This window comes from Paenibacillus auburnensis (assembly GCF_927798115.1).
In the GTDB taxonomy this organism is placed as follows: Bacteria; Bacillota; Bacilli; order Paenibacillales; family Paenibacillaceae; genus Paenibacillus_AQ; species Paenibacillus_AQ auburnensis.
Genome location: NZ_CAKMMG010000001.1, coordinates 1,404,900 through 1,425,590, shown reverse-complemented (window position 1 = coordinate 1,425,590; position 20,691 = coordinate 1,404,900). Strand labels below are relative to the sequence as shown.

Annotated in this window: 24 protein-coding genes and 1 tRNA gene; 22 read left to right on the top strand and 3 right to left on the bottom strand. The window is 50.0% G+C overall.

Annotation, left to right across the window (positions count from 1 at the left end):
- Window positions 1–98: 98 nt before the first annotated feature.
- The 7 genes from L6H70_RS06560 (at window position 99) to L6H70_RS06530 (ending at window position 5,169) form a co-directional block, all read left to right on the top strand.
- Entirely contained in the window at window positions 99–455 is a 357-nt protein-coding gene (locus L6H70_RS06560; RefSeq protein ID WP_236331104.1) for a putative DNA-binding protein, read from the top strand.
- A 21-nt stretch (window positions 456–476) separates the two neighbouring features.
- Window positions 477–1,865: a signal recognition particle protein gene (ffh, locus tag L6H70_RS06555; RefSeq protein ID WP_236331102.1), complete on the top strand. Its 1,389-nt coding sequence runs from the start codon at window positions 477–479 to the stop codon at window positions 1,863–1,865.
- 442 nt (window positions 1,866–2,307) lie between these two features.
- On the top strand, window positions 2,308–2,580 hold the full coding sequence (gene rpsP, locus L6H70_RS06550) for a 30S ribosomal protein S16 (RefSeq protein WP_054941109.1): 273 nt from the start codon (window positions 2,308–2,310) through the stop codon (window positions 2,578–2,580).
- Window positions 2,581–2,602: 22 nt separating this feature from the next.
- A complete protein-coding gene (locus L6H70_RS06545; protein WP_019910364.1) occupies window positions 2,603–2,833 on the top strand; it encodes a KH domain-containing protein in 231 nt (76 codons plus the stop codon).
- Between the two features lie 91 nt (window positions 2,834–2,924).
- Complete coding sequence (gene rimM / locus L6H70_RS06540; protein WP_236331099.1) at window positions 2,925–3,449, top strand: ribosome maturation factor RimM; 525 nt, start codon at window positions 2,925–2,927, stop codon at window positions 3,447–3,449.
- On the top strand, window positions 3,449–4,255 hold the full coding sequence (gene trmD / locus L6H70_RS06535; RefSeq protein ID WP_236333173.1) for a tRNA (guanosine(37)-N1)-methyltransferase TrmD: 807 nt from the start codon (window positions 3,449–3,451) through the stop codon (window positions 4,253–4,255). The genes rimM and trmD overlap by 1 nt, the downstream gene beginning before the upstream one ends.
- Window positions 4,256–5,095: 840 nt before the next feature.
- A tRNA-Pro gene (locus L6H70_RS06530) sits at window positions 5,096–5,169 on the top strand.
- A gap of 74 nt (window positions 5,170–5,243) precedes the next feature.
- Here the strand turns inward: L6H70_RS06530 and L6H70_RS06525 are convergent.
- On the bottom strand, window positions 5,244–5,432 hold the full coding sequence (locus L6H70_RS06525; protein WP_206100626.1) for a hypothetical protein: 189 nt from the start codon (window positions 5,430–5,432) through the stop codon (window positions 5,244–5,246).
- A gap of 281 nt (window positions 5,433–5,713) precedes the next feature.
- Here L6H70_RS06525 and L6H70_RS06520 point away from each other — a divergent pair, with 281 nt between their 5' ends.
- Entirely contained in the window at window positions 5,714–5,962 is a 249-nt protein-coding gene (locus L6H70_RS06520) for an LSm family protein (RefSeq protein WP_206100624.1), read from the top strand.
- Window positions 5,963–6,024: 62 nt separating this feature from the next.
- On the opposite strand, the gene L6H70_RS06515 is transcribed toward L6H70_RS06520, so the two are convergent.
- Window positions 6,025–7,026: a hypothetical protein gene (locus L6H70_RS06515; RefSeq protein WP_236331096.1), complete on the bottom strand. Its 1,002-nt coding sequence runs from the start codon at window positions 7,024–7,026 to the stop codon at window positions 6,025–6,027.
- A 282-nt stretch (window positions 7,027–7,308) separates the two neighbouring features.
- Here L6H70_RS06515 and L6H70_RS06510 point away from each other — a divergent pair, with 282 nt between their 5' ends.
- The 11 genes from L6H70_RS06510 (at window position 7,309) to L6H70_RS06460 (ending at window position 16,922) form a co-directional block, all read left to right on the top strand.
- Complete coding sequence (locus tag L6H70_RS06510) at window positions 7,309–7,605, top strand: hypothetical protein (protein ID WP_236331092.1); 297 nt, start codon at window positions 7,309–7,311, stop codon at window positions 7,603–7,605.
- Between the two features lie 145 nt (window positions 7,606–7,750).
- Window positions 7,751–8,095 carry a 50S ribosomal protein L19 gene (gene rplS, locus L6H70_RS06505; RefSeq protein ID WP_036688590.1) on the top strand — a complete coding sequence of 115 codons (345 nt, stop codon included), beginning with the start codon at window positions 7,751–7,753 and terminating at the stop codon, window positions 8,093–8,095.
- Window positions 8,096–8,322: 227 nt separating this feature from the next.
- Window positions 8,323–8,943 carry a signal peptidase I gene (lepB, locus tag L6H70_RS06500; RefSeq protein WP_054941103.1) on the top strand — a complete coding sequence of 207 codons (621 nt, stop codon included), beginning with the start codon at window positions 8,323–8,325 and terminating at the stop codon, window positions 8,941–8,943.
- A gap of 35 nt (window positions 8,944–8,978) precedes the next feature.
- Window positions 8,979–9,839, top strand: coding sequence for a ribosome biogenesis GTPase YlqF (gene ylqF, locus L6H70_RS06495; RefSeq protein WP_236331089.1), 861 nt, complete (start codon window positions 8,979–8,981; stop codon window positions 9,837–9,839).
- 180 nt (window positions 9,840–10,019) lie between these two features.
- On the top strand, window positions 10,020–10,646 hold the full coding sequence (locus L6H70_RS06490; RefSeq protein WP_082451855.1) for a ribonuclease HII: 627 nt from the start codon (window positions 10,020–10,022) through the stop codon (window positions 10,644–10,646).
- A 334-nt stretch (window positions 10,647–10,980) separates the two neighbouring features.
- On the top strand, window positions 10,981–13,191 hold the full coding sequence (locus L6H70_RS06485) for a DNA ligase (protein WP_236331086.1): 2,211 nt from the start codon (window positions 10,981–10,983) through the stop codon (window positions 13,189–13,191).
- Window positions 13,188–13,493, top strand: a complete 306-nt coding sequence (locus L6H70_RS06480; RefSeq protein WP_236331083.1) for an EscU/YscU/HrcU family type III secretion system export apparatus switch protein — start codon at window positions 13,188–13,190, stop codon at window positions 13,491–13,493. The genes L6H70_RS06485 and L6H70_RS06480 overlap by 4 nt, the downstream gene beginning before the upstream one ends.
- Window positions 13,490–13,876 carry a YraN family protein gene (locus L6H70_RS06475; RefSeq protein ID WP_236331081.1) on the top strand — a complete coding sequence of 129 codons (387 nt, stop codon included), beginning with the start codon at window positions 13,490–13,492 and terminating at the stop codon, window positions 13,874–13,876. Before L6H70_RS06480 ends, L6H70_RS06475 begins: the two co-directional genes overlap by 4 nt.
- Before the next feature lie 136 nt (window positions 13,877–14,012).
- Window positions 14,013–14,426 carry a hypothetical protein gene (locus tag L6H70_RS06470; protein WP_054941097.1) on the top strand — a complete coding sequence of 138 codons (414 nt, stop codon included), beginning with the start codon at window positions 14,013–14,015 and terminating at the stop codon, window positions 14,424–14,426.
- 104 nt (window positions 14,427–14,530) lie between these two features.
- Entirely contained in the window at window positions 14,531–15,040 is a 510-nt protein-coding gene (locus L6H70_RS06465) for a metallophosphoesterase (protein ID WP_236331079.1), read from the top strand.
- Window positions 15,041–15,230: 190 nt separating this feature from the next.
- Window positions 15,231–16,922 (top strand): YifB family Mg chelatase-like AAA ATPase, encoded by a 1,692-nt coding sequence (locus L6H70_RS06460; protein WP_236331076.1) that lies wholly within the window; start codon window positions 15,231–15,233, stop codon window positions 16,920–16,922.
- A gap of 149 nt (window positions 16,923–17,071) precedes the next feature.
- Here L6H70_RS06460 and L6H70_RS06455 read toward each other — a convergent pair whose 3' ends face one another.
- Window positions 17,072–17,500 carry an organic hydroperoxide resistance protein gene (locus L6H70_RS06455; protein WP_054941094.1) on the bottom strand — a complete coding sequence of 143 codons (429 nt, stop codon included), beginning with the start codon at window positions 17,498–17,500 and terminating at the stop codon, window positions 17,072–17,074.
- A 148-nt stretch (window positions 17,501–17,648) separates the two neighbouring features.
- On the opposite strand from L6H70_RS06455, the gene L6H70_RS06450 reads away from it, so the two are divergent.
- The 3 genes from L6H70_RS06450 to sucD all read left to right on the top strand — a co-directional run bounded on the left by L6H70_RS06450 (window position 17,649) and on the right by sucD (window position 20,598).
- The gene (locus L6H70_RS06450) at window positions 17,649–18,113 is read left to right on the top strand and encodes a MarR family winged helix-turn-helix transcriptional regulator (protein WP_236331075.1); all 465 of its coding nucleotides are present in this window, start codon (window positions 17,649–17,651) and stop codon (window positions 18,111–18,113) included.
- A gap of 349 nt (window positions 18,114–18,462) precedes the next feature.
- Entirely contained in the window at window positions 18,463–19,620 is a 1,158-nt protein-coding gene (sucC, locus tag L6H70_RS06445; protein WP_236331072.1) for an ADP-forming succinate--CoA ligase subunit beta, read from the top strand.
- 48 nt (window positions 19,621–19,668) lie between these two features.
- The gene (gene sucD, locus L6H70_RS06440) at window positions 19,669–20,598 is read left to right on the top strand and encodes a succinate--CoA ligase subunit alpha (RefSeq protein ID WP_236331069.1); all 930 of its coding nucleotides are present in this window, start codon (window positions 19,669–19,671) and stop codon (window positions 20,596–20,598) included.
- Window positions 20,599–20,691 lie beyond the last annotated feature (93 nt).

Here is a 20,691-nt window from a genome sequence, read left to right as displayed (position 1 = left end):
GACAAGCAAAAAGGCTTGACATCTTTCTTTGTTTTCGGTATCATAAGGGACGTTGTGAAGCTGTAAAGTGTTTTTCCTTGACGAAGGGAGTGCCCTTAATGAGTCAGGAGAATAGGCTCGAGAAAACGAACCGGATCAACCTGTTATTCGCATTCTATGAACGGCTGCTTACTGATAAACAGCAAACGTTTCTGAAATATTATTTCCACGATGATTTCTCCCTGGGAGAGATCGCTGCGGAATTTGCAATCAGCCGGCAGGCCGTGTATGAGCATATCAAACGTGCCGAGCAGGTGCTGGAGAATTATGAAGAGAAACTTGGCCTATTAGCCAAACATGAAGACCGTAACCGATATTTAGAAGAACTGCGCAGACTGCCGGATAATGGAATGCTGCCTGAGCAATATAATCAGCGGTTCACGGAGCTCGTGGATCGTCTGCAGAGGTTAGAGTAGCATGAAGGGAGACAGCCGCATATGGCATTTGAAGGTTTAAGCGGAAGATTGCAGAATGTGTTCAGCAAGCTGCGCGGCAAAGGTAAAGTATCCGAAGATGACGTAAACGAAGCCATGCGCGAAGTGCGGCTGGCGCTTCTGGAAGCCGATGTTAACTTCAAAGTAGTCAAGGACTTCGTGTCCAAGGTGAAGGAGAAGTCCATTGGCAAGGAAGTAATGGACAGCTTTACTCCCGGCATGGTTATCATCGACATCGTTAATAAGGAACTGACCGAGCTGATGGGCGGAAGCCAGGCGAAGCTGGCCAAGTCGAACAAGCCGCCAACCGTGATTATGATGGCGGGTCTGCAAGGGGCCGGTAAGACGACCACTTCAGGCAAGCTAGCCAAGCTGCTGCAGAAGGGCAATCACCGCCCGCTGCTCGTAGCCGGCGATATATACCGTCCGGCTGCGATCAAGCAGCTGCAGGTGCTGGGCGAACAGATTAAGGTTCCTGTATTCGCATTGGGGGATCAGGTTAGTCCGGTAGAGATTGCCAGACAAGCTGTCCAGCATGCGAAGGACAATAATCTGGATTATGTCATCATCGATACTGCAGGCCGCCTGCATATTGATGAAGCGCTGATGGATGAGCTGAAGCAAATCCACACGGTTGTTAATCCGGATGAAGTACTGCTTGTAGTCGATGCTATGACCGGTCAGGATGCCGTCAACGTAGCCGACAGCTTCAACAAGCAGCTTGAGCTTACCGGTGTTGTGCTGACGAAGCTCGATGGCGATACCCGCGGTGGTGCGGCGTTGTCCGTCAAGGCCGTAACCGGCTGCCCGATCAAATTCGCTGCTCTGGGCGAGAAGATCGACGCGCTGGAGCCGTTCCATCCGGAGCGGATGGCTTCGCGAATTCTTGGTATGGGCGACATGCTCTCCTTGATCGAGAAGGCTCAAGCCAACATCGATACCGAAAAAGCGAAGGAAATGGAACGTAAGATGCGCAATGCGGAGTTTACGTTCGACGATTTCCTGGAGCAGATGGATCAGGTTAAGAAGCTTGGCCCAATCGACCAGATTCTCGATATGCTGCCTGGCATGAACAAAGCCAAGGGCGTGAAGGACCTGAAGGTTGATGACAAGCAGATGGGCCGCGTCGAGGCGATTGTTCATTCCATGACCAAAGCCGAGAAAGCCCAGCCCGAAATCATTAACCACAACCGCCGCAAGCGTATTGCTGCCGGCAGCGGAACGAACGTCGCCGAGGTCAACCGCCTGATCAAGCAATTCGATGAGATGCGCAAGATGATGAAGCAGTTCTCCGGCATGATGGGCGGCGGAGGCAAGGGCGGCAAGAAAAACGCCATGAAGCAGCTTAAGAGTCTGGGCGGTAAAGGCGGCATGAAATTCCCTTTCCGTTGATCTACTGCTTTTGTCCTTATCCTTTAAAGGTTTGCCCATAGATCAGACATAGTACAACATCAGATGATCGAGACGGTTTATCTATTGATCTTAATGTTTCATTAGATCAGACATAGTACAACATCAGATGATCAAGACGTTTTAGTCTTTTGATTTCAATCTTTTGATTTAATCATCTTTTGATCTTAGAAGTTTGTGTAAAACCCGGTTCCCAGATACCGCCCGTTGTTAAGCGGGTCCCGTCAGGGACGGAAAGCGATCCTGCTCCATCATCCCAAGATCCCGCCAGTCTGAACACCTACGCCAGTTGCACTTAAGCGGGTGTCCAGAGGGCGCAGCCCTTGGGGCCCTCCCTTGGAAGGGAGGGTTTGGGAGGGATCGAAAAAAGGTTTAGATAAACTTCTTCCCAATATTTCGATACTTTTTTAAGGAGGTGAATTTCGTGGCAGTACGTATTCGTTTGAAAAGAATGGGTGCACATAAAGCGCCTTTCTACCGTGTAGTGGTTTCCGATTCCCGGTCCCCTCGTGACGGTCGTTTTATCGAGGAAATCGGTTACTATAATCCGATTGAACAACCGGCAGTAGTTAAGATCGATGAGGAAAAAGCTCTTAAATGGCTTCAAACAGGTGCACAAGCATCTGATACCGTCCGCAACTTGCTTTCCAAAGCAGGCGTGATGAAGAAGTTCCATGAGTCGAAGCAACAGAAATAATGACTGATTGCGAGGGTCCTCTATGGAAGAATTAGTTGGAGTTATTGCTAAGGCTTTAGTGGATCATCCAGAAGATGTAACGGTGCGGACTGTGGAGAAGGATCACCTGATTGTTTATGAGCTCTCTGTACATCCTGATGATGTCGGTAAGGTCATTGGCAAGCAGGGGCGGATCGCCAAAGCACTTCGCACAGTAGTTACATCCGCAGCAGTCAAGAGCGATAAACGCGTGACCGTAGATATTTTATCTTAATCGATGCGCACAATGAGGGGCTAGGGATAGTATATCCCGGCTCCTTTTTGGTTCAAATATAGAGAAGTGAATAGATAAAGGAGTGGGTAAAATGGCGGAAGAACTTACGGTAGGCAGGCTGGTCAATACGCACGGCATTCGCGGGGAGATCAAAATCTTGTCGGCTACCGATTTTCCGGACGTGAGGTTCGCACCCGGTAAAAAGCTGCTGGTTATCCCGGCAGACGGCAGCCCGAAATTCGAGGTGATTGTAGAATCAGCGAGAGAGCATAAGGGGATGTTTATTGCCAAGCTGAAGGGATACACCAATATTAATCAGATTGAGAAGTACAAAGGCAGCCTGCTTAAGGTTCCCGGCGACGATCTGGTGGAGCTTCCGGAGAACGAATATTACTTCCATCACATTGTCGGCTGTGAAGTCTACACAGATGAAGACAGTAGCAAGCCGTTAGGTACAATTACAGATATCCTGCAGCCGGGGGCGAATGATGTCTGGGTAGTGAAACCCGCGAAGGGCCAGGACATTCTGATTCCGGTGATCAATGATGTCGTACTGGATGTGGATATCGCCGCCAAAAAGATCACCGTTCACCTGATGGAAGGGCTGCTGCCATGATGAGAATTGATGTGCTGACGCTCTTCCCGGATATGTGTGAGGGTGTATTTAGCACAAGCATTCTTGGCAAAGCGCGTGAAAAAGGAATTGTCTCACTGAACGCGGTCAATTTCCGCGACTTCTCAGGCAACAAGCATAATACTGTCGACGATACGCCGTATGGCGGAGGCGGGGGCATGGTGCTGAAGCCGGATCCGATATTTGCAGCGGTGGAGCATGTTCTGGAGAGTGTGCAGGAAGAGAACAGTCCGAAGGGCCCGGATTCTGAAATAGTAGGGGAACCTTCTACAGCTACTCCGGTGAAGCCGCGGATTATCCTGATGTGCCCGCAAGGGCAGACCTATAACCAGCAGATCGCTGAGGAATTGGCCCGGGAGGAGCATCTCATCTTTATCTGCGGTCATTATGAAGGCTATGATGAGCGCATCAGAGAGCATCTGGTGACAGACGAACTGTCCATCGGGGATTATGTACTGACCGGCGGAGAGCTCCCTGCGCTGACCGTTATTGATTCGGTGGTCCGGCTGCAGCCGGGAGCGCTCGGAAATGAGACCTCAGCCATCACGGATTCCTTCAGTACAGGCCTCTTGGAGTATCCGCATTATACGCGTCCTGCGGAATTCCGCGGCTGGAAGGTGCCGGATATCCTGCTGAGCGGACATCATGCCAATATCGAGCTTTGGCGGCGCGAGCAGGCGCTTAAGCGTACGCTGGAGCGCAGACCGGATCTGCTGGATACCGCCGGGCTTACGGCGAAGGACCGGAAGACGCTCGATATACTCAGAGAGCAGCTGGGACAGCCTTGAGCCTAATTTTATTAGGAGTTGTCATATCTAACGTCTTTTTAACGTATATTACGTTGAGGAGGCGTTTTTTGTTATGTCCAAATGGTTATATAAATCTCAGAAGAGAAAAAGCTAGACACAGAAACATCACAAAAAAATACGAGCAAATGTGCGTTGGTATCCTTATTTTAGGGTAATGAATAGAGGTGCCGCAAAAACACTCTCAACTTAGACGCAGCGAGCTCAACAATCGAAAGGAATGAACACAAGTGACTACGAATACGCATGAACAACTCAAGCCAGACGTGGACACTGTCCACAAGGAAGCGGAGCCGCTCCGCACCGTTAACGATATCATCGAGTTTTATACTAATCGTAAATCGTAACTTACTATAGGATGGCACAAAGAAACTTTAAAGAGGTACCCGGCCGGGTGCAGCTTTAAAGTTTTTTTGTGCATATGTATAGCTGAAGACATAAAAAAGACCGTCCGAAGACGGTCTCTCTACCCGAGGCGCTTTTTATTACTTTGATCCGTATCCCGCGCCACCAAGGCTTAGGTTCAGCCGTTGGTCCGGGTAAGGGATACGTTCAGCATGTCATGCTTGATGTGAACGCACCTCCTTTCCTTGTGCCAAGAGTATAGCACAGCCTTTCCCGAAAATCTATAAAAATTAAATAATATAAAATGTGAACTTAAGAATGCTACATATGAGTTGCTGTAAAGCCATATACATCTGGCATCAGAGCAACTCTACTTCACCATTCTTAAGTTCATCTTACATAGTTTTAAATAAATTTCCGCTTGAATGTAAGCATTTTCTGGAGTATATATAAATATAGATAGGTAATACATACCGTCGGGGTATAGCGCAGCCTGGTAGCGCGCACCCTTGGGGTGGGTGAGGTCGCAGGTTCAAATCCTGTTACTCCGATAACCAAAAAAACCGCTTTCTGCAGGATTCTGGAATCCTTGCGGAAAGCGGTTTTTGACGTTTGAAATGGTTGGTTATTCTACCGTATCCCTGCTGCGTTTGAGCTGGAAGAGGCCGGTAACCAGCGAATACGTTCCTACGGCCAGAAGCGCTACAATTGCCCAGGTATAGTGACGTACCGAGTAGGTGAGGGACGCGAACATGATGAATATGGCGATGCGAAGGACCCCTTCATTCATAAATCGTCTGCTTGCTGTGCTCATGATTGCTGCCTCCTCATATTAGTTATATTGGTTGATAAACAAGCCCGAAAACGTTTTTATTCTTTGAGTTCATTATAAACCTTTTCTTCAGAAAAAGACACACTTTGTTCACAAGTACTTTATTTCACAATAATTTCACATGGCGCAGTAAATTCACAAAAAATTCACCATGAAGTATGCCGAAAATTATTAAGCCCAGGTTCTGCATCCCTGTACCCTTGCCGTTGCCGCTTTATCACGGACCTCATAAAATACACAAACGAAGGAGGAGGGATAGTCTGGTGGAAGCTTATTACAACTGTCTGCACTGTAAAAACAAAAGGGTGCGGATTATGACTACAGATGGAAAGCGGTATGAGGGAATTGTTGTCGACGTTGACAGAAATAACGTGTATCTGAAAACCAAAGGAAACGGCCGGATGAAGACATCTGCTTTTTATCCTGGAAGCTATTATGGCGGGTACTACGGATACGGCAGCGAAATTCTAACCTTGAGTCTGTTTACACTGCTGGCAATCGCGCTAATCTAAATGAAAAAAACGGGCTTTCCCAAGTTGAATTGGGATAGCCCGCTTTATTGAATGTTTTTCTATTACCGGACGGTAATGGCGCCGATCTCAGTAGAGAGGGCGAGCAGCGGTCCGCCTCCATTATAGTCCTGTTTGCCTTTGGATACACCGCTAATCGCGCCAAGCTCACTTGAAGCCTTCACGGTGCATTTAAGACCGCTGGTCAGTGTTGTTTTTATAGCGCCTACGTCACTGCTGGCTGTAAGGCTGCTGCTGCTGGTCATACTGCCTAGTCCAAGAGAGATGCTACCGGTATCCGTTTGAACAATGGACTTGCCGGTAATTTGAACATCCTGGAGAGAAATTGTTCCGACATCGCTGATAATCTTGAAGGTGCCCTGGAGGCTACTCAGTTGAACCGAACCAACATTATTATTTATCTCATATCTGGTGATGCCCGCCGGAACTTCAATTACATAGTTGATGCTGAAATCGGAATGCTTGTATTTCTTTTGCGCCCAGGTCCACAGGTCTTTCTTGGGACTGTCCTTGGGATGAGCGGATACCATAAGCTTGCCGCTGCTGCTCTCGATTGAAACCTCGGCATTATCCAGAATCTTCTGGTCAACTTCTTTGGTCACCGGGTTATGTGCGATAACAGATGCTGATACATGTACGGTATCTCCTTCAACCGAGACGACTTCGATTTTGCCGACCGCATTATCCAGAATAAGCTCTGTTGAATCCCCGCTCTTCAATGACACTGTAAGATCTTGTCTTAGTCCGCTCTCATTAATCTGGTCCGCTACCTCTGCTGCAGCTTCCTGGACGGCTTCCTGTACACTGCCAGCAGCTTCCTGTACATTACCGGCAGCTTCCTCGATGTCTTGGCTTACACTTTCTGCAGCCTCACTGAGTCCGAGATTAAGTGATTCCAGAAAGGGAGTGCCGTTATCACCAGAAAAGCTCTCCTCAAGCTGATTATCAGCAGCCTCCTTGCCGGGAAGCTCCCTGCAGCCGGCCAGCAGCACCAACGAGAAGACGGTGACTGCCGCGATTATTGCTGTGCTATGTTTTTTTCTCAACAATATTACCTCCTACAAAAATTCTTGTCTGCCTATGTAGTATCAATAGTATATATTATGGTAAATAATTGAAGAACAGGCTGCAGTCGGGTTCCTCTGCTGGACTATAGTCCAGGATGCCCGGTGTCACTGTAATTTGATCCGTATGTATGGTAAAATGGGCTAAAGATTAGCTGTCTTATGCAGCGGAGCTTGAGCTTGGCAGCGGGAACAGACCGTCACTCAGTCATCATTTAAGTGCGGTCTATTTACTATTTTTGACTGTGAGAGGTCAAGGGAGCGATGAGCCAAATGGTATATGCAGCAGTTCTGATGGTAGTGTTAGTTATTATTGCTGTTTCTTTTGTATCCCGGAGCCGTAGCAGCAAGCCCAAAAGTCCGGGAACGGGTACTGCCAGCAACGTAATATCAATGGACAGACATCGTAAAGCAAAGCAAAGCACTGTTGAGCAGCCTTGCTCCTCCTGCAAGAAGAAGAACGGGAAGCTGATATTTTATGCCCAGGACAATGGAAGCGTTGTCGGACTATGCAAGGACTGTAAGGCAAAGGCGAAAAAACGGGATATGATGCCGTTATAATCAAAAATTATGTTGTAATTGCCTATCTTTTATGATACTATTATTTCTGTTGTGTGGAATACGGTGGTCCGCTGCGGATAATGAGGGAGAGCAAAGGTCTCTCCGGAAGAGGCAAGAACACCTGTACGGAAGGAGGAAGTCCTAAATGAATATCCTACAAGCAATTACGCAAGAGCAACTTCGTAAAGATATCCCTAGTTTTCGTCCAGGTGATACTTTGAAGGTGCATGTAAAAGTTATCGAAGGAACTCGTGAACGGATCCAGTTGTTCGAAGGCGTTGTAATCAAACGTCGCGGCGGTGGAATCAGTGAGACTTTTACAGTTCGTAAAATTTCTTACGGTGTTGGTGTGGAAAGAACTTTCCCAATCAACTCGCCTAAGCTCGAGAAAATCGAAGTGGCTCGTCGTGGTAAAGTTCGTCGTGCGAAGCTGTACTATCTTCGTGAACTTCGCGGTAAAGCTGCAAGAATTAAAGAAATCCGTCGCTAGAATAGTGACAAAGAAGGGGCTTGAATTCAAGCCCTTTTCTTTTTTCTTGCAGACAGTACCGTTTCTTTTTGTGATGCAAACATTGAACTTAAACATATATGCCTTAGGATCAGCTTCTTCCGAAAAGGCCTCCTGAAGGAGTAATTCGTGGAGGAGTTTTTGGCAGGAGTTTTTTTGTTGTATAGTGGTTGTATAGTGAGAGTAACATAAAGAGAGGACGGTGAACTATGCAGCAGGATTTACAGCAGGGACAAGGCGAGACTGTGGAACCAGGCGGCCAGAACCCTCGAAAGCAGAAAAATGAAGTGCTTGAATGGATAAAGGCGATAGCCATTGCATTGGTTCTGGTAATCTTGATACGCTGGCTTTTGTTTAAGCCGTTTATTGTCGATGGACCATCCATGCAGCCGAATTTCCACACCGGTGAACGGGTAATTGTGAATGAGATTTTGTATGACATCCGCTCTCCGCAGCGGGGTGAGGTTATTGTATTCCATGTGCCATCGGAAGGCAGAGATTTTATTAAGCGGGTCATTGCAGTAGCTGGAGACACGGTGAAAGTGGAAGGGGATGTCGTAACTGTTAACGGCGAACCTGTAGACGAAACGTATATTCAGGGTGCGATTGATGCAGCGCATAATAACAATGCTCTCTATAATAACAAGGATTTCCCGAATGAAGAATTGCCGGACGGTACTGTACCGGAAGGACATGTATTTGTAATGGGAGATAACCGCTCAGACAGTACGGACAGCCGGATGATCGGCTATGTGCCGCTGGGGGATATTGTCGGCCGTGCCGATCTGATCTTCTGGCCGGTCAAAGATATTACTGTAATTAATCATTAAAATAAGCTGACAGAAAGTCAAAGGAGGTGACGGCAATGGCCATTCAATGGTTTCCCGGTCATATGACGAAGGCTAGACGGCAAATCGAGGACAAGCTGAAGCTGATTGATGTTGCAATAGAACTGCTCGATTCCCGTCTGCCGCTTTCCAGCCGCAATCCGATGATTGACGATATTTTGCGGGATAAGCCACGACTGATTATTCTCAATAAAAGCGATCTGGCAGATCCTGAGGCGACGCGCAAATGGCTGGCATACTTTAGAGCAGAAGGCCATGTTGCCCATCCTGTAGATGCGTCTACCGGAACCGGTATCAAGGAGATTCCAGAGCAGGTTAAGCTGCTGCTCAAGGAGAAAATTGACCGGCAAATCGCCAAGGGAATGAATCCACGGGCGAGCCGGGCTTTGATCGTGGGTATTCCGAATGTGGGTAAGTCAACGCTGATCAACCGGATGGCGGGCCGGAACATTGCTATCACCGGGGATCGTCCTGGTGTCACCAAAGGCCAGCAATGGATTAAGACGGGCGGAAATCTGGAGCTTCTGGATACTCCCGGTATTTTGTGGCCGAAATTTGAGGACCAGGAAGTAGGCTACCGTCTGGCGATAACCGGTGCGATTAAGGAAGAAGTTCTTAATATTGAGGATATCGCCTTTTACGCGGTGAAATATCTGGTCAAGGATTACGGCTCACGGTTCCAGGAGCGTTTTGGAATAGAGAAGCTGCCCGAAGATCTGGAGAATCCGGATGAAATTGTGGCGGTCATGGAAGCGGTAGGGCGCAAGCGCGGTTGTCTGATCAGTGGCGGGCGTGTGGACCTGGAGAAGGCTTCCCGGACCCTGTTGCATGAGCTGCGTGCAGGCAAACTAGGGACGTTTACACTGGAAACGCCTTAAGTACGGAGATTATCGGATTGGAGCCATCCAAGAGTTTGGGTGGCTTTTTTGTGTTTTCATACAGGATCCGCCCGTTGGAAAGCTGGGTTTATAATTAAAAAGAGGGATGCCTCCGGAAGTCTTCTTGTGATAAGCTGGCTAGTAGATGACCTGATAAATTGATATGGCGGTGGAGAAATAATGAGTACGATTGATATGCTGAAATTTGAAAAAGCGGGCTGGGAGCAATCCTACCGCCGGATTGCCGGTGTAGATGAGGTGGGCAGAGGCTGCCTGTTTGGTGATGTGGTTGCTGCGGCGGTGATTTTGCCGGAAGGCCTGATTATTGACGGTGTGGACGATTCCAAGAAGCTGACCGCCAAGAAGCGGGATGCCTTGTATGAGATCATTATGGAGCAGGCGCTGGCAGTCTGTGTCGGCCATGTAGAGTCTACGGTTATAGATGAAATAAATATTAAGCAGGCCTCACGCCTGGCGATGAAAAAAGCGGTTGAGGGACTTGCCCATACCCCGGATTATTTGCTGATTGATGCCGAGAAAATTGATCTTCCGCAGCCCCAGCAGGCGATTATCAAAGGGGATGCCAACAGCCAGTCTATTGCAGCGGCTTCCATTGTTGCAAAAGTGACCCGTGACCGGTTATGTGAAGGCTTGTGGGAGGAATTATATCCTGGCTACGGGATTAAAATACATAAAGGCTATGCGACTAAGCTGCACCGGGAGCAGATTATATCACTCGGGCCAACACCATTGCACCGGCGCAGCTTCATCGGAAGAATCCTGGCTGAACAGCAGACTTTATTTTAGAATGATACCTCTTTCATAAAAAGTGCAAGAATGTCGATATAATGATTAAGAAAAACAGTTATATAGTATGACTTGAAAATATACAATTTGGGGAAAGGTGGCGGAAGGGAATTTTGGAACTGTAGAGCGTTAGCGTCCGCCTGAAAACTTTCCGAAGGAAAGCTAGCATCGAAAGCATAAACAGTCTTCGGATTTCTACCGCTGATAGCGGGTAAAATCAAGAAATTCTTACGACAACAGCGGCTGGAAGTCCAAACATTCTCTGTAGTCACGGCCAATCCCAAATAGAAAATCATAAGTCAATCTATATAGAGTAGGAAGGGAGGGTAACGGCATGAATATCGGATCTTTAATTCGTGGTCTGCTTGGAGACAGTAAGCCTGGTGAAGCTAAAGCGCTGGAACTGAAGGAAGGCCAGGTTGTCCGTGGTCTCGTCCTCAGCGTATCGGATACCGGTAAAGAGGCGGTAGTACAAATTCAGGGCACATCGGTCCGTGCTGAGCTGGAAACTCCGCTGCAGCCCGGACAGACGATGACGCTGCAGGTTGCACCTCCCGGCGAGGGTGGGCTGCCGGTCCTAAAGCCGGTCTCCCTTAGTGATGCTACACTGTCATCCCCGCAAATGATGGGTGAAGCCCTGGAGTCACTCGGTCTCACGGACTCCAAGGCAGGGAAGGAAATTATTCGGGCGATACTGTCAGGGGGACTGCCGCTGACCAAAGAGACAGCTGCAAAGCTGGATGCTGTAATGAATGCTAAGCCGCAGGGCGTTCCGACTTCAGAATGGCTGGAGTCTGCCGTCATCTCGGTTAAACGTGGCCTTCCGGTTACGGCGGAGAGTGTGAAGGGGATTCAGCAGGCCGTTTTTGGACCGAAGCTGCATGAGCTGCTGGCCAAACTCGAAACAGAGCTTGGAGCATGGGTTCAACAGGAGGAAGACAACAGCAGCGGCGGCAATACTATCACTCGTCCGGATAAGCAGGCCACGACTAGTGGTGCTGGAGTTGCTGCAAGTGCCGGAGCGGCGGTCGAGCCTGCTTCCGGGAATAAAGCGGAAGATGTCCGCTTGGCAGCAGGCAAAGGTAATGTTAATGCTGCCGTGACAGATGAGGCTGCGGTTGACACGAAACCAGCTGCACAACACGCAGAGTTGCATCGGGCTTCCGCAGGGAAATCTGAGCAGGCTGCCGGAGCAGCAGGGATAAGAACAGGCGATCAGGAGCCGGAAGGTGCTGTAGCAAGCGGAGTGCCGTCTGAAGGGGAATCCGCCGGTGGCGGTGCACTTTCCAAAACAGGCACTGGTAAAGAACAGCCGGTAGCCGGGACTGTTGCTGCAGGTGCTCAAGCGAATATCGCGGGAAGTGCTGAAGCCGAGGGAGCGGGGACTGTCGCTAAGCCAGGAACTGCAGATACGGCAAGAACGCCCTCCGCTGCAGGGCTCCAAGGGAATGCGGCGGGGAGCACCGGATCAGAGGCAGCAGGAACTGCTGCCAAGCCGGGGGCTGCAGATGCTGCAAGAGTTGCCGGCAATCCGGCGCCTACGGAAGCTGATGGTAATGCAGTGAAGGGGGCAGATCCCGAAGCAATGGGGGGTGCTGCAAGGCCGGTGGCTGCGGAGCCCACCGGGGGTGCCCTGCTCGCAAAGCTGCAGGGCGTCCTCACTGAGCTGCGCGGCACGCTGCCGCAGCTCACAGAGCAGGCTGGGGCACCCGCCCAGCCTGCAGCCGGTAACGCCCCGCCTGGAGCGGCGGGGCAAGAGCAGGCCCCCGCGGCTGGTGCGCCGCGCGGGGATAACCCGGCTGCGTCTGCGCAGCAGCCGGGAGGGGCACCCGCCCCTGCCCAAGACACGGAGTCTTGGGTAGGGCGGGTACTGAAGCTGCTCGGTGCGGAGCACGAGCAGCAGGCGGTCCGCGGCGGCGCGCCGGCAGCCGCGGACGTGCGCACCGCGGCAGCGCCTACGGCCGCGGCGCTGCAGCCAGCTATCGGCGGGGCGGATGCCGCCGATACGCTGAAGGGTGTGCTGCTGCAGGTGATGGGCAGCAGCGACGCCCCGCCCGCGGTCAAGGAAGCCGCGGGCCAGCTGATCCAACAGCTAACGGGCCAGCAGCTGCTGCTGAATACGGACCGCACGGCGCCTTTCGCACAGGTGACACTGTTTCTGCCGCTGCGGGGTGCAGACGGGCAAGAGACGGCATCTGTTCATATTCAGTCGCGGCGGGGCCGCAAGGGGGAACTGGATGCGGCGAATTGCCGGCTCTGGTTTGATCTCGACATGAAGCAGTTGGGCCAGATAATGGTCGACGTTCAGGTTGTGGACCGGATCGTTAGCCTGAAGCTGCATAACAATGATCCGTGGGTACTTGAGCTGCTGGAAGAACGGCGGGATGATGTGGCGGCGGCAGTGGAGTCCATCGGTTACCAGCTGTCGAGCCTGCGGACAGAGCCGTTACCGGAAGCGGATTCGGCATCCGCATCCGCTCAAACTGCGGCGAAGCTGGCCGATTACGTTCCGGATTCCTATAAAGGAGTCGATTACCGCATATGAGTGAAGAGAGTAATGAAGAGCTTACCTACAGTATGAAAAAGGCTGTTGCCTTGAAATATACCCCAGGGAAAACCGAAGCTCCGGTAGTTGTCGCTAAAGGCCAGGGTGTGGTCGCGGATCTGATTCTGCAGAAAGCCAAAGAGAATGGAGTAGCTGTACAGGAGGATGCTGCACTCGTAGAGGTGCTGTCCCAGCTGGATCTGAATCAGCAAATTCCGCCGGAGCTCTATAATCTCGTGGCCGAAATACTCAGCTTTATCTATCAAAGCGACCGTTCTGCCGGGGAACGGAGACTGAAGTGAGGGAATCCTACAATGGTCAGCGTTTCAGCCGCAAGCTTAAAGGGGCGGCTGCGGAACAAGCGGCAGCCTTGTATTTGTCCTCTCAGGGTTATGTTATTCTGGAGGCTAACTGGCGCTGCCGCAGCGGTGAACTGGACCTGATAGCTGAGCACGGGGACGCCCTTGTATTTATTGAGGTGCGGAGCCGTAGCGGCAGTCCGCTGCAGGGAACGCCGGAGGAATCGGTGGATATTCGCAAAATCCGCCAGGTACGCAACACGGCAGAGGTCTATTTGCATATGAAGGGTCAGGAGGACCGGAGAATATCCTTCGATGTGATCAGCGTCCAGCTGAATGAGGATTTGAGCATTGCCGGACTCCGGCACATTCGTGAGGCCTTTTAAGAAGTTTAGTGATAAGCCGTTTCCGGATGGGCAACGAATGCCCGGCCTTACACAGACTGCATGCATGGGTCATTTCTCCAAGGAAATGGGTAAACATTATTGTGTCATTTTAATGCTACCAGAGGAGGCTGTCCCCGTGAGTAATCAACCGGTTAATATACAGGTAAGCTTTGCTTGCCAACATTGCGAACAGAAGATCGATGTGGATTTGGGTGCGGAGCCCTTGGCGGTCATTTGCTGCAGCAATTGCAATAAGAGCTTTACGGTCATGAGGCCGGCTATAGCTGAAGAGATATTGATTGACTGGGAAAACGAGGCGCTGATCCAAAAAATCAGGGCGGAAAAAAGCCAAAGCAGCCACAGCAGCCTGATGTCACTGGTTATCAGAGTGATCGAACTGCTGACCTGGCGGGATAAAGGAAATGGTCAAGTCGAAGCAATTAAGGAAATGCGCAAATGGCTGGTTGAGCATGAGGAGATACCGCCTTTGGCCGAATTGATTCATCTGGATGTTCATCAGCGGTCCAGCAAACGCGACTGGCAAAAATAATCAGCGGCCCTCCTTTTTTCATGTTGGGGGATTGGTTTGTGGGATTTCGTAATTATGAAAGTTGCGGCAGAATAAAGCTTTCTGTATAGAAAGGTGTGCAGGAGATGTCTAATGTCTATTTTACTTCGGACCACCATTTCGGGCATGAACTGATTATTGATTTTGAGTCGCGCCCCTTCATTAATGTGCAAGAGATGGATAAAGTAATGATTGAGACCTGGAATTCCGTGGTGGATGACGGGGATACCGTATTCCATCTTGGAGACTTCTCTTTTTTGGGCCTTGAAGCGACGCGGAAGATTGTCAGCAGCCTGAACGGCCGCAAAATACTTATCCTCGGCAATCACGACCGCGGACGGGGCAGGAGCTGGTGGCTCGAGGCGGGTTTTGATGAGGTCAGTGAGTATCCGCTGATCTATAAGGAATTTTTCATGCTCTCCCATGAACCTATGTATATGAACAAGCATATGCCTTACGTAAATGTGCACGGTCATATCCATGGCCAGAAATACGAAGGCAAAAACCATTTCAACATTTGTGTGGAGCACTGGGGCTATAAACCGCTGTCGTTTGCGCAAATCCGGGATGCGGTTGTGGGCAATGAAGAGGGATAGCTGCAATAAAACAGGATTTGCATAATTGCGCAATTATGTCCGGCTGATTTTCCCTTTATCGATACTTGAATATAATACAGGATCATTTGTATACTGTTATTAATATTGTGGAAATTGAGGAAGCACCCTTTTTCTTGATGTTATAGCGCTTGAACGTGAGCGTATTTCAGGAAAAGAGGTGTTTTTTGTTATGTACGGAAAAATGCACAGTGCCTGCCTGTATGGAATTGAAGGTGTTATGATTGGGGTCGAAATTGATCTGGCCAACGGGTTACCACTGACGAACATCATTGGATTACCCGACTCGGCCATTCGCGAAGCTGTCGAAAGGGTGAGGGCTGCTGTCAAAAATTGCGGCTACCGCTATCCCCAGCAGCGGGTCACGATCAATCTGGCTCCTGCGGATTTGCGTAAGGAGGGATCGGCTTTCGATCTGGCTATTGCACTTGGAATTCTGACGACCAGTGCCCAGCTGATAATGCCGGCAGCCGCCAAAATGCTGCTGATCGGCGAATTGGCACTGGACGGCAGTCTTAGACCCGTCACTGGTGTATTGCCAATGGTTGAGGCTGCACGCCGCGCAGGTTTTCAGGCGGTGCTTGTGCCCCGAGGCAATGCGGCCGAGGCTGCGCTGATTAGCGGCATGAACGTGTATGCTGCGGAACATCTGCAGGAGCTGAAGCAGAAGGGAGAGGCAACGGGGGGAGTTGATGCTTCTGAGGATGGGCAACACTTAGCATCATTGTCAAATACTGCTTCCCAGCAGCCTATACTTCCGTTTCCGGTAATTGTCGGTTCCGGCACTGCAGTACAGGACAAGCCCCCGGTATTAGCGGAAGATCTGGAACATTTGAAATACATACCGAGATATTCGGATGTTGAGGTTAACCCGGCTGCGGACGGTTTGATGAAAGAGGATTACAGCGATGTACTGGGTCAGAATCATGTGAAGCGGGCGCTGACGATTGCGGCAGCAGGCATGCACAACATCGTTCTGATGGGCCCTCCCGGGACAGGCAAGACGATGCTGATCAAGCGTCTGCCGGGAATTCTTCCAAGCTTAAGTGACAGTGAATCACTGGAGGTCACCAAAATCTTCAGTGCAGCCGGTAAGCTAAAGGATGCCCATAGCGGTCTTTTGCGCAGCAGGCCGTTCCGTTCACCACATCACACGATTTCGGGAGCCGGTCTCATCGGAGGGGGAGGCATTCCGAAGCCCGGGGAAGTGAGCTTGGCACACCGCGGCATTCTGTTTCTTGATGAACTGCCGGAATTCTCCCGCAATGTGCTGGAAGTATTACGGCAGCCGCTGGAAGATGGACTCGTCACAATCAGCCGTGCCCGTGCAGCATTTACATTCCCTGCGCAATTCTTGCTAGCTTGTTCGATGAATCCTTGCAGCTGCGGTTATTTAGGCAACGGGGGAACCCATCAGAGATGCACCTGCAGCCCGGCCAGGATTGCCCAGTACCGGGCCAAAATCTCTGGCCCGCTGCTGGATCGTATTGATATGCAGGTGGACGTGCCCCGCCCTAAAGAATGGATTGAGCAGGGGCCTTCGATGTCATCGGCTGAGATGCGTGCTGAGGTGAGCCGGGCCCAGCTGATTCAAGCTGAACGTTACAAGGACCTGCCGATTTCGTGGAACAGCGAGCTTTCCGGAGCAGCGCTACGCCGCTATGCCTATTTGAATAAAGAAAGCAGCCAGCTGCTGCATGGAATTCTGGAAAGTCTCGGTCTAAGCATGCGCGCACATGACCGGATAATTAAGCTGGCCCGTACCATCGCTGATCTGGCTGGAGCCTCTGCTATAAGTTCAGCTCATCTGGCAGAAGCCGTGCAGTACCGGAATCTGGACCGGCAGGTATTTACGGAGGAGTGAATGAAAGGTGAATCTTTTTCTTCATTATATATATCTCCCATTATTTGCTGCATAAACGTGCATATGAAACAAGCCGTCCGGAGCTGCTCCGGACGGCTTGTTCGTTCTCATACTGAGATTGTTTTGAGTTGCCGTTCTATTTTAATGAGTTACAGTACGTTCAGTTCAACTTCGATATTTCCGCGGGTAGCGCGGGAGTAAGGGCAAGCTCCATGTGCAGCTTCAACGAGCTTAGCGGCTGTTTCACGGTCCACACCTTTGACTAGAATATCAAGCTTGACTGCGATGCCGAAGCCGCCGTCTTCAACTTTGCCGAAGCTCACAGTAGCAGTTACTTCACTGCCTTCAATTTTCACTTTACCCATCCGGGCAACCATATTCAGGGCGCTGTCAAAGCAAGCGGAGTATCCGGCTGCAAATAGCTGCTCAGGGTTGGTGCCTTCTCCGCCGGCTCCGCCCATTTCGCGTGGAGTGCTGATTGTCAGGTTGAGTTTAGGGCTTTCTGATTCGATGTATCCGTTTCTTCCGCCAACCGCTTTAACTGTAGTTTCATACATTTTTTGTTGAATTGTCATCATTATAAATCGCTCCCGTTCGTTTATGAAATGTATTGTACACAATTTAATTTAACACAATATTAATAATAGTCAATATATTTTTTGCTATTAACATGATATTTCGGATGAATTGTGATAAAATAATGTCACAAAGGCAGGTGAAGAAGATATGCAAAAAACAACCACATCCCCTGAGCTGATGCTTGAGAATCAACTTTGTTTCACTATTTATGCCTGTTCGCGTGAATTTACGAAGCTGTATCAGCCTCACCTGGATAAGATTGGCCTTACCTATTCACAGTATCTGGTGATGATTGTGCTGTGGGAGAAACAGCAGTGTACAGTTAAGGAGCTTGGAGAAGCCCTCTTTTTGGATTCAGGGACGCTGACTCCGCTGTTGAAACGGCTGCAGGCTGCGGGCCTTATCCTCCGTGAACGCTCCTTGCAGGATGAACGGAAGGTACTCATCTCGCTTACAGACAAGGGCTGGGCGCTGCAGAGTGAAGCAGTCTGCATTCCTGGAAAGATGGCGGAAGGGACGATGCTCTCAGCTGATGAGTTTGTAAATCTGCTGGGCCAGTTCAAAAGCCTGCTTGCCCGTGTTCATGAAGCGAATACCGCTGCGACTAAATAGCTTTAGAAACATTATGTCAATGTAATCGTTCGCATTCCGGCATGAAATCAAGCGAAAATATATGTATAAATAGTGAAAGATTTTAAGGTAAGCCCTTTTGAATCATGTTACAATATTCTGGGTTTCCTTTTATGGCATATAGGTAGATAGAGATGCAAATCTGTATTACGCCGTATGTCTCAGGCAGAGAGCCCGCCGTTTTCTTTGGAATTCGGCTGGATTCTTGCTTGTACCGGAATATTTATATATGATTACCGGTCTGGACCCGGCTTTGGAGTATCAAAACGGAATGCGGTTTGGCTGCAGGCTGCCTGCACAGGCCACCGCAACACTTTAGGAGGCTTCCGGTATGAATATCCACGAGTATCAGGGAAAAGAAGTACTTAAGAAGTACGGCGTTGCCGTACCGAACGGAAAAGTAGCTTATACAGTGGAGGAAGCGGTAGAAGCTGCATCATCACTCGGCACACCGGTGGTGGTAGTTAAAGCGCAGATTCATGCAGGCGGACGCGGTAAAGCAGGAGGGGTTAAGGTTGCCAAATCGCTTGACGAGGTTCGCTCCTATGCCGGAGAGATTCTTGGCAAGACATTGGTTACCCATCAGACCGGACCTGAGGGCAAAGTGGTGAAACGGCTGCTCATTGAAGAGGGCTGTCAGATTGTTAAGGAGTATTACATTGGAATCGTGGTAGACCGCAGTTCCGGCCGTGTAGTTATGATGGCCTCTGAAGAGGGCGGCACTGAAATTGAAGAGGTGGCTGCAACTCATCCGGAGAAGATTTTCAAAGAAATTATCGATCCGGCCGTAGGACTGCAGACATTCCAGGCACGCAAACTGGCGTACAGCATTGCTATTCCGACAGAATTGGTGAATAAAGCGGTCAAGTTCATGCAAGCGCTCTATTTGGCTTTTGTGGATAAAGATTGCTCCATCGCTGAGATTAACCCGCTGGTAGTTACAGCTGACGGCAATGTGATGGCGCTCGATGCCAAGCTCAACTTTGACTCCAATGCCTTGTTCCGCCATAAGGATATTCAAGAACTCCGCGACCTGGATGAAGAGGACGAGAAGGAAATTGAAGCTTCCAAATATGATCTAAGCTATATTGCCCTGGACGGCAATATCGGCTGTATGGTTAATGGTGCGGGACTAGCGATGGCAACCATGGATATTATCAAATATTACGGCGGCGAACCGGCCAACTTCCTGGATGTAGGGGGCGGTGCGACGACCGAGAAGGTTACTGAAGCCTTCAAAATAATTTTGTCTGACGATAAAGTGAACGGTATTTTTGTTAATATTTTTGGCGGAATTATGCGCTGTGACGTCATTGCTACAGGTGTGGTAGAAGCAGCCCGGCAGCTTGGTCTGACTAAGCCGCTCGTTGTGCGTCTTGAAGGAACCAATGTGGCGCTGGGTAAACAGATCCTCGCCGGTTCAGGACTGAATATCGTTGCTGCAGATTCCATGGCCGACGGTGCCCGTAAGATTGTATCTCTTGTGTAACGCAAGTATCTCGTATTCGACAAACTAAGTAGGGATGTGACCAAAACGATGAGCATTCTTGTAGATAAAAATACGAAAGTCATCACACAGGGGATTACAGGCTCGACGGGCCTGTTCCATACCAAAGGTGCGCTGGATTATGGCACACAGATGGTTGGCGGAGTGACACCGGGCAAAGGTGGAACCTCTGTTACAATTACGCTGGAGAACGGCAAGGAGGTCAGTCTACCTGTTTTTGATACGGTAGTCGCCGCCAAAGCCGCAACCGGGGCAACCGCCAGCGTGATTTATGTACCTCCGGCTTTTGCCGCTGACTCTATCATGGAGGCTGTGGATGCGGAGATGGAGCTCGTCATCTGTATTACTGAAGGTATACCGGTACTGGATATGGTAAAAGTGTCACGTTATATGGAGGGCAAGTCTACGGTCCTGATCGGGCCTAACTGCCCGGGAGTGATCACACCGGGAGAGTGTAAGATCGGCATTATGCCGGGCTACATTCATACCCCCGGATATGTAGGCGTGGTTTCCCGCAGCGGAACTCTTACTTACGAAGCGGTGCATCAGCTGACAGAACGCGGAATCGGACAGTCTTCGGCAGTCGGAATAGGCGGTGATCCGGTCAAAGGGTCGGAGTTCATTGACATTCTGAAGCTGTTTAACGATGATCCGGATACGAAGGCTGTCATCATGATCGGTGAAATCGGCGGTACGGCTGAAGAAGAAGCTGCACTCTGGATTAAAGAGAACATGACAAAGCCTGTGGTCGGATTCATCGGCGGCGTTACCGCCCCTCCAGGCAAACGTATGGGTCATGCCGGGGCTATTATCTCCGGAGGGAAAGGGACTGCCAGCGAAAAAATTGCCGTTCTGGAATCCTGCGGAATTAAAGTCGCACCGACACCGGCTGAAATGGGCTCAACGCTTGTGAGTGTGCTTGAGGAACGCGGCATTCTGGGTGCTTTTACAACACATTAAGCTTGAAATAATTCTTCTATTAAAAGTCACTGTGCTGGGATCAGCCATAGTGTATAATTTGTTATAGGTAAGCAACCTTTTATTCCTGTGCAA

What these genes read in the sequence shown, in the direction of transcription:
- L6H70_RS06525 (WP_206100626.1), bottom strand. Translation starts at nt 5,432, where the DNA reads ATGAGCACAGCAAGCAGACGATTTATGAATGAAGGGGTCCTTCGCATC.
- rplS (WP_036688590.1), top strand. Translation starts at nt 7,751, where the DNA reads ATGAATATCCTACAAGCAATTACGCAAGAGCAACTTCGTAAAGATATC.
- sucC (WP_236331072.1), top strand. Translation starts at nt 18,463, where the DNA reads ATGAATATCCACGAGTATCAGGGAAAAGAAGTACTTAAGAAGTACGGC.
- lepB (WP_054941103.1), top strand. Translation starts at nt 8,323, where the DNA reads ATGCAGCAGGATTTACAGCAGGGACAAGGCGAGACTGTGGAACCAGGC.
- L6H70_RS06560 (WP_236331104.1), top strand. Translation starts at nt 99, where the DNA reads ATGAGTCAGGAGAATAGGCTCGAGAAAACGAACCGGATCAACCTGTTA.
- L6H70_RS06450 (WP_236331075.1), top strand. Translation starts at nt 17,649, where the DNA reads ATGCAAAAAACAACCACATCCCCTGAGCTGATGCTTGAGAATCAACTT.
- L6H70_RS06485 (WP_236331086.1), top strand. Translation starts at nt 10,981, where the DNA reads ATGAATATCGGATCTTTAATTCGTGGTCTGCTTGGAGACAGTAAGCCT.
- L6H70_RS06460 (WP_236331076.1), top strand. Translation starts at nt 15,231, where the DNA reads ATGTACGGAAAAATGCACAGTGCCTGCCTGTATGGAATTGAAGGTGTT.
- L6H70_RS06455 (WP_054941094.1), bottom strand. Translation starts at nt 17,500, where the DNA reads ATGATGACAATTCAACAAAAAATGTATGAAACTACAGTTAAAGCGGTT.
- L6H70_RS06490 (WP_082451855.1), top strand. Translation starts at nt 10,020, where the DNA reads ATGAGTACGATTGATATGCTGAAATTTGAAAAAGCGGGCTGGGAGCAA.
- L6H70_RS06545 (WP_019910364.1), top strand. Translation starts at nt 2,603, where the DNA reads ATGGAAGAATTAGTTGGAGTTATTGCTAAGGCTTTAGTGGATCATCCA.
- ffh (WP_236331102.1), top strand. Translation starts at nt 477, where the DNA reads ATGGCATTTGAAGGTTTAAGCGGAAGATTGCAGAATGTGTTCAGCAAG.
- ylqF (WP_236331089.1), top strand. Translation starts at nt 8,979, where the DNA reads ATGGCCATTCAATGGTTTCCCGGTCATATGACGAAGGCTAGACGGCAA.
- sucD (WP_236331069.1), top strand. Translation starts at nt 19,669, where the DNA reads ATGAGCATTCTTGTAGATAAAAATACGAAAGTCATCACACAGGGGATT.
- L6H70_RS06465 (WP_236331079.1), top strand. Translation starts at nt 14,531, where the DNA reads ATGTCTAATGTCTATTTTACTTCGGACCACCATTTCGGGCATGAACTG.
- trmD (WP_236333173.1), top strand. Translation starts at nt 3,449, where the DNA reads ATGAGAATTGATGTGCTGACGCTCTTCCCGGATATGTGTGAGGGTGTA.
- rimM (WP_236331099.1), top strand. Translation starts at nt 2,925, where the DNA reads ATGGCGGAAGAACTTACGGTAGGCAGGCTGGTCAATACGCACGGCATT.
- L6H70_RS06480 (WP_236331083.1), top strand. Translation starts at nt 13,188, where the DNA reads ATGAGTGAAGAGAGTAATGAAGAGCTTACCTACAGTATGAAAAAGGCT.
- L6H70_RS06510 (WP_236331092.1), top strand. Translation starts at nt 7,309, where the DNA reads ATGAGCCAAATGGTATATGCAGCAGTTCTGATGGTAGTGTTAGTTATT.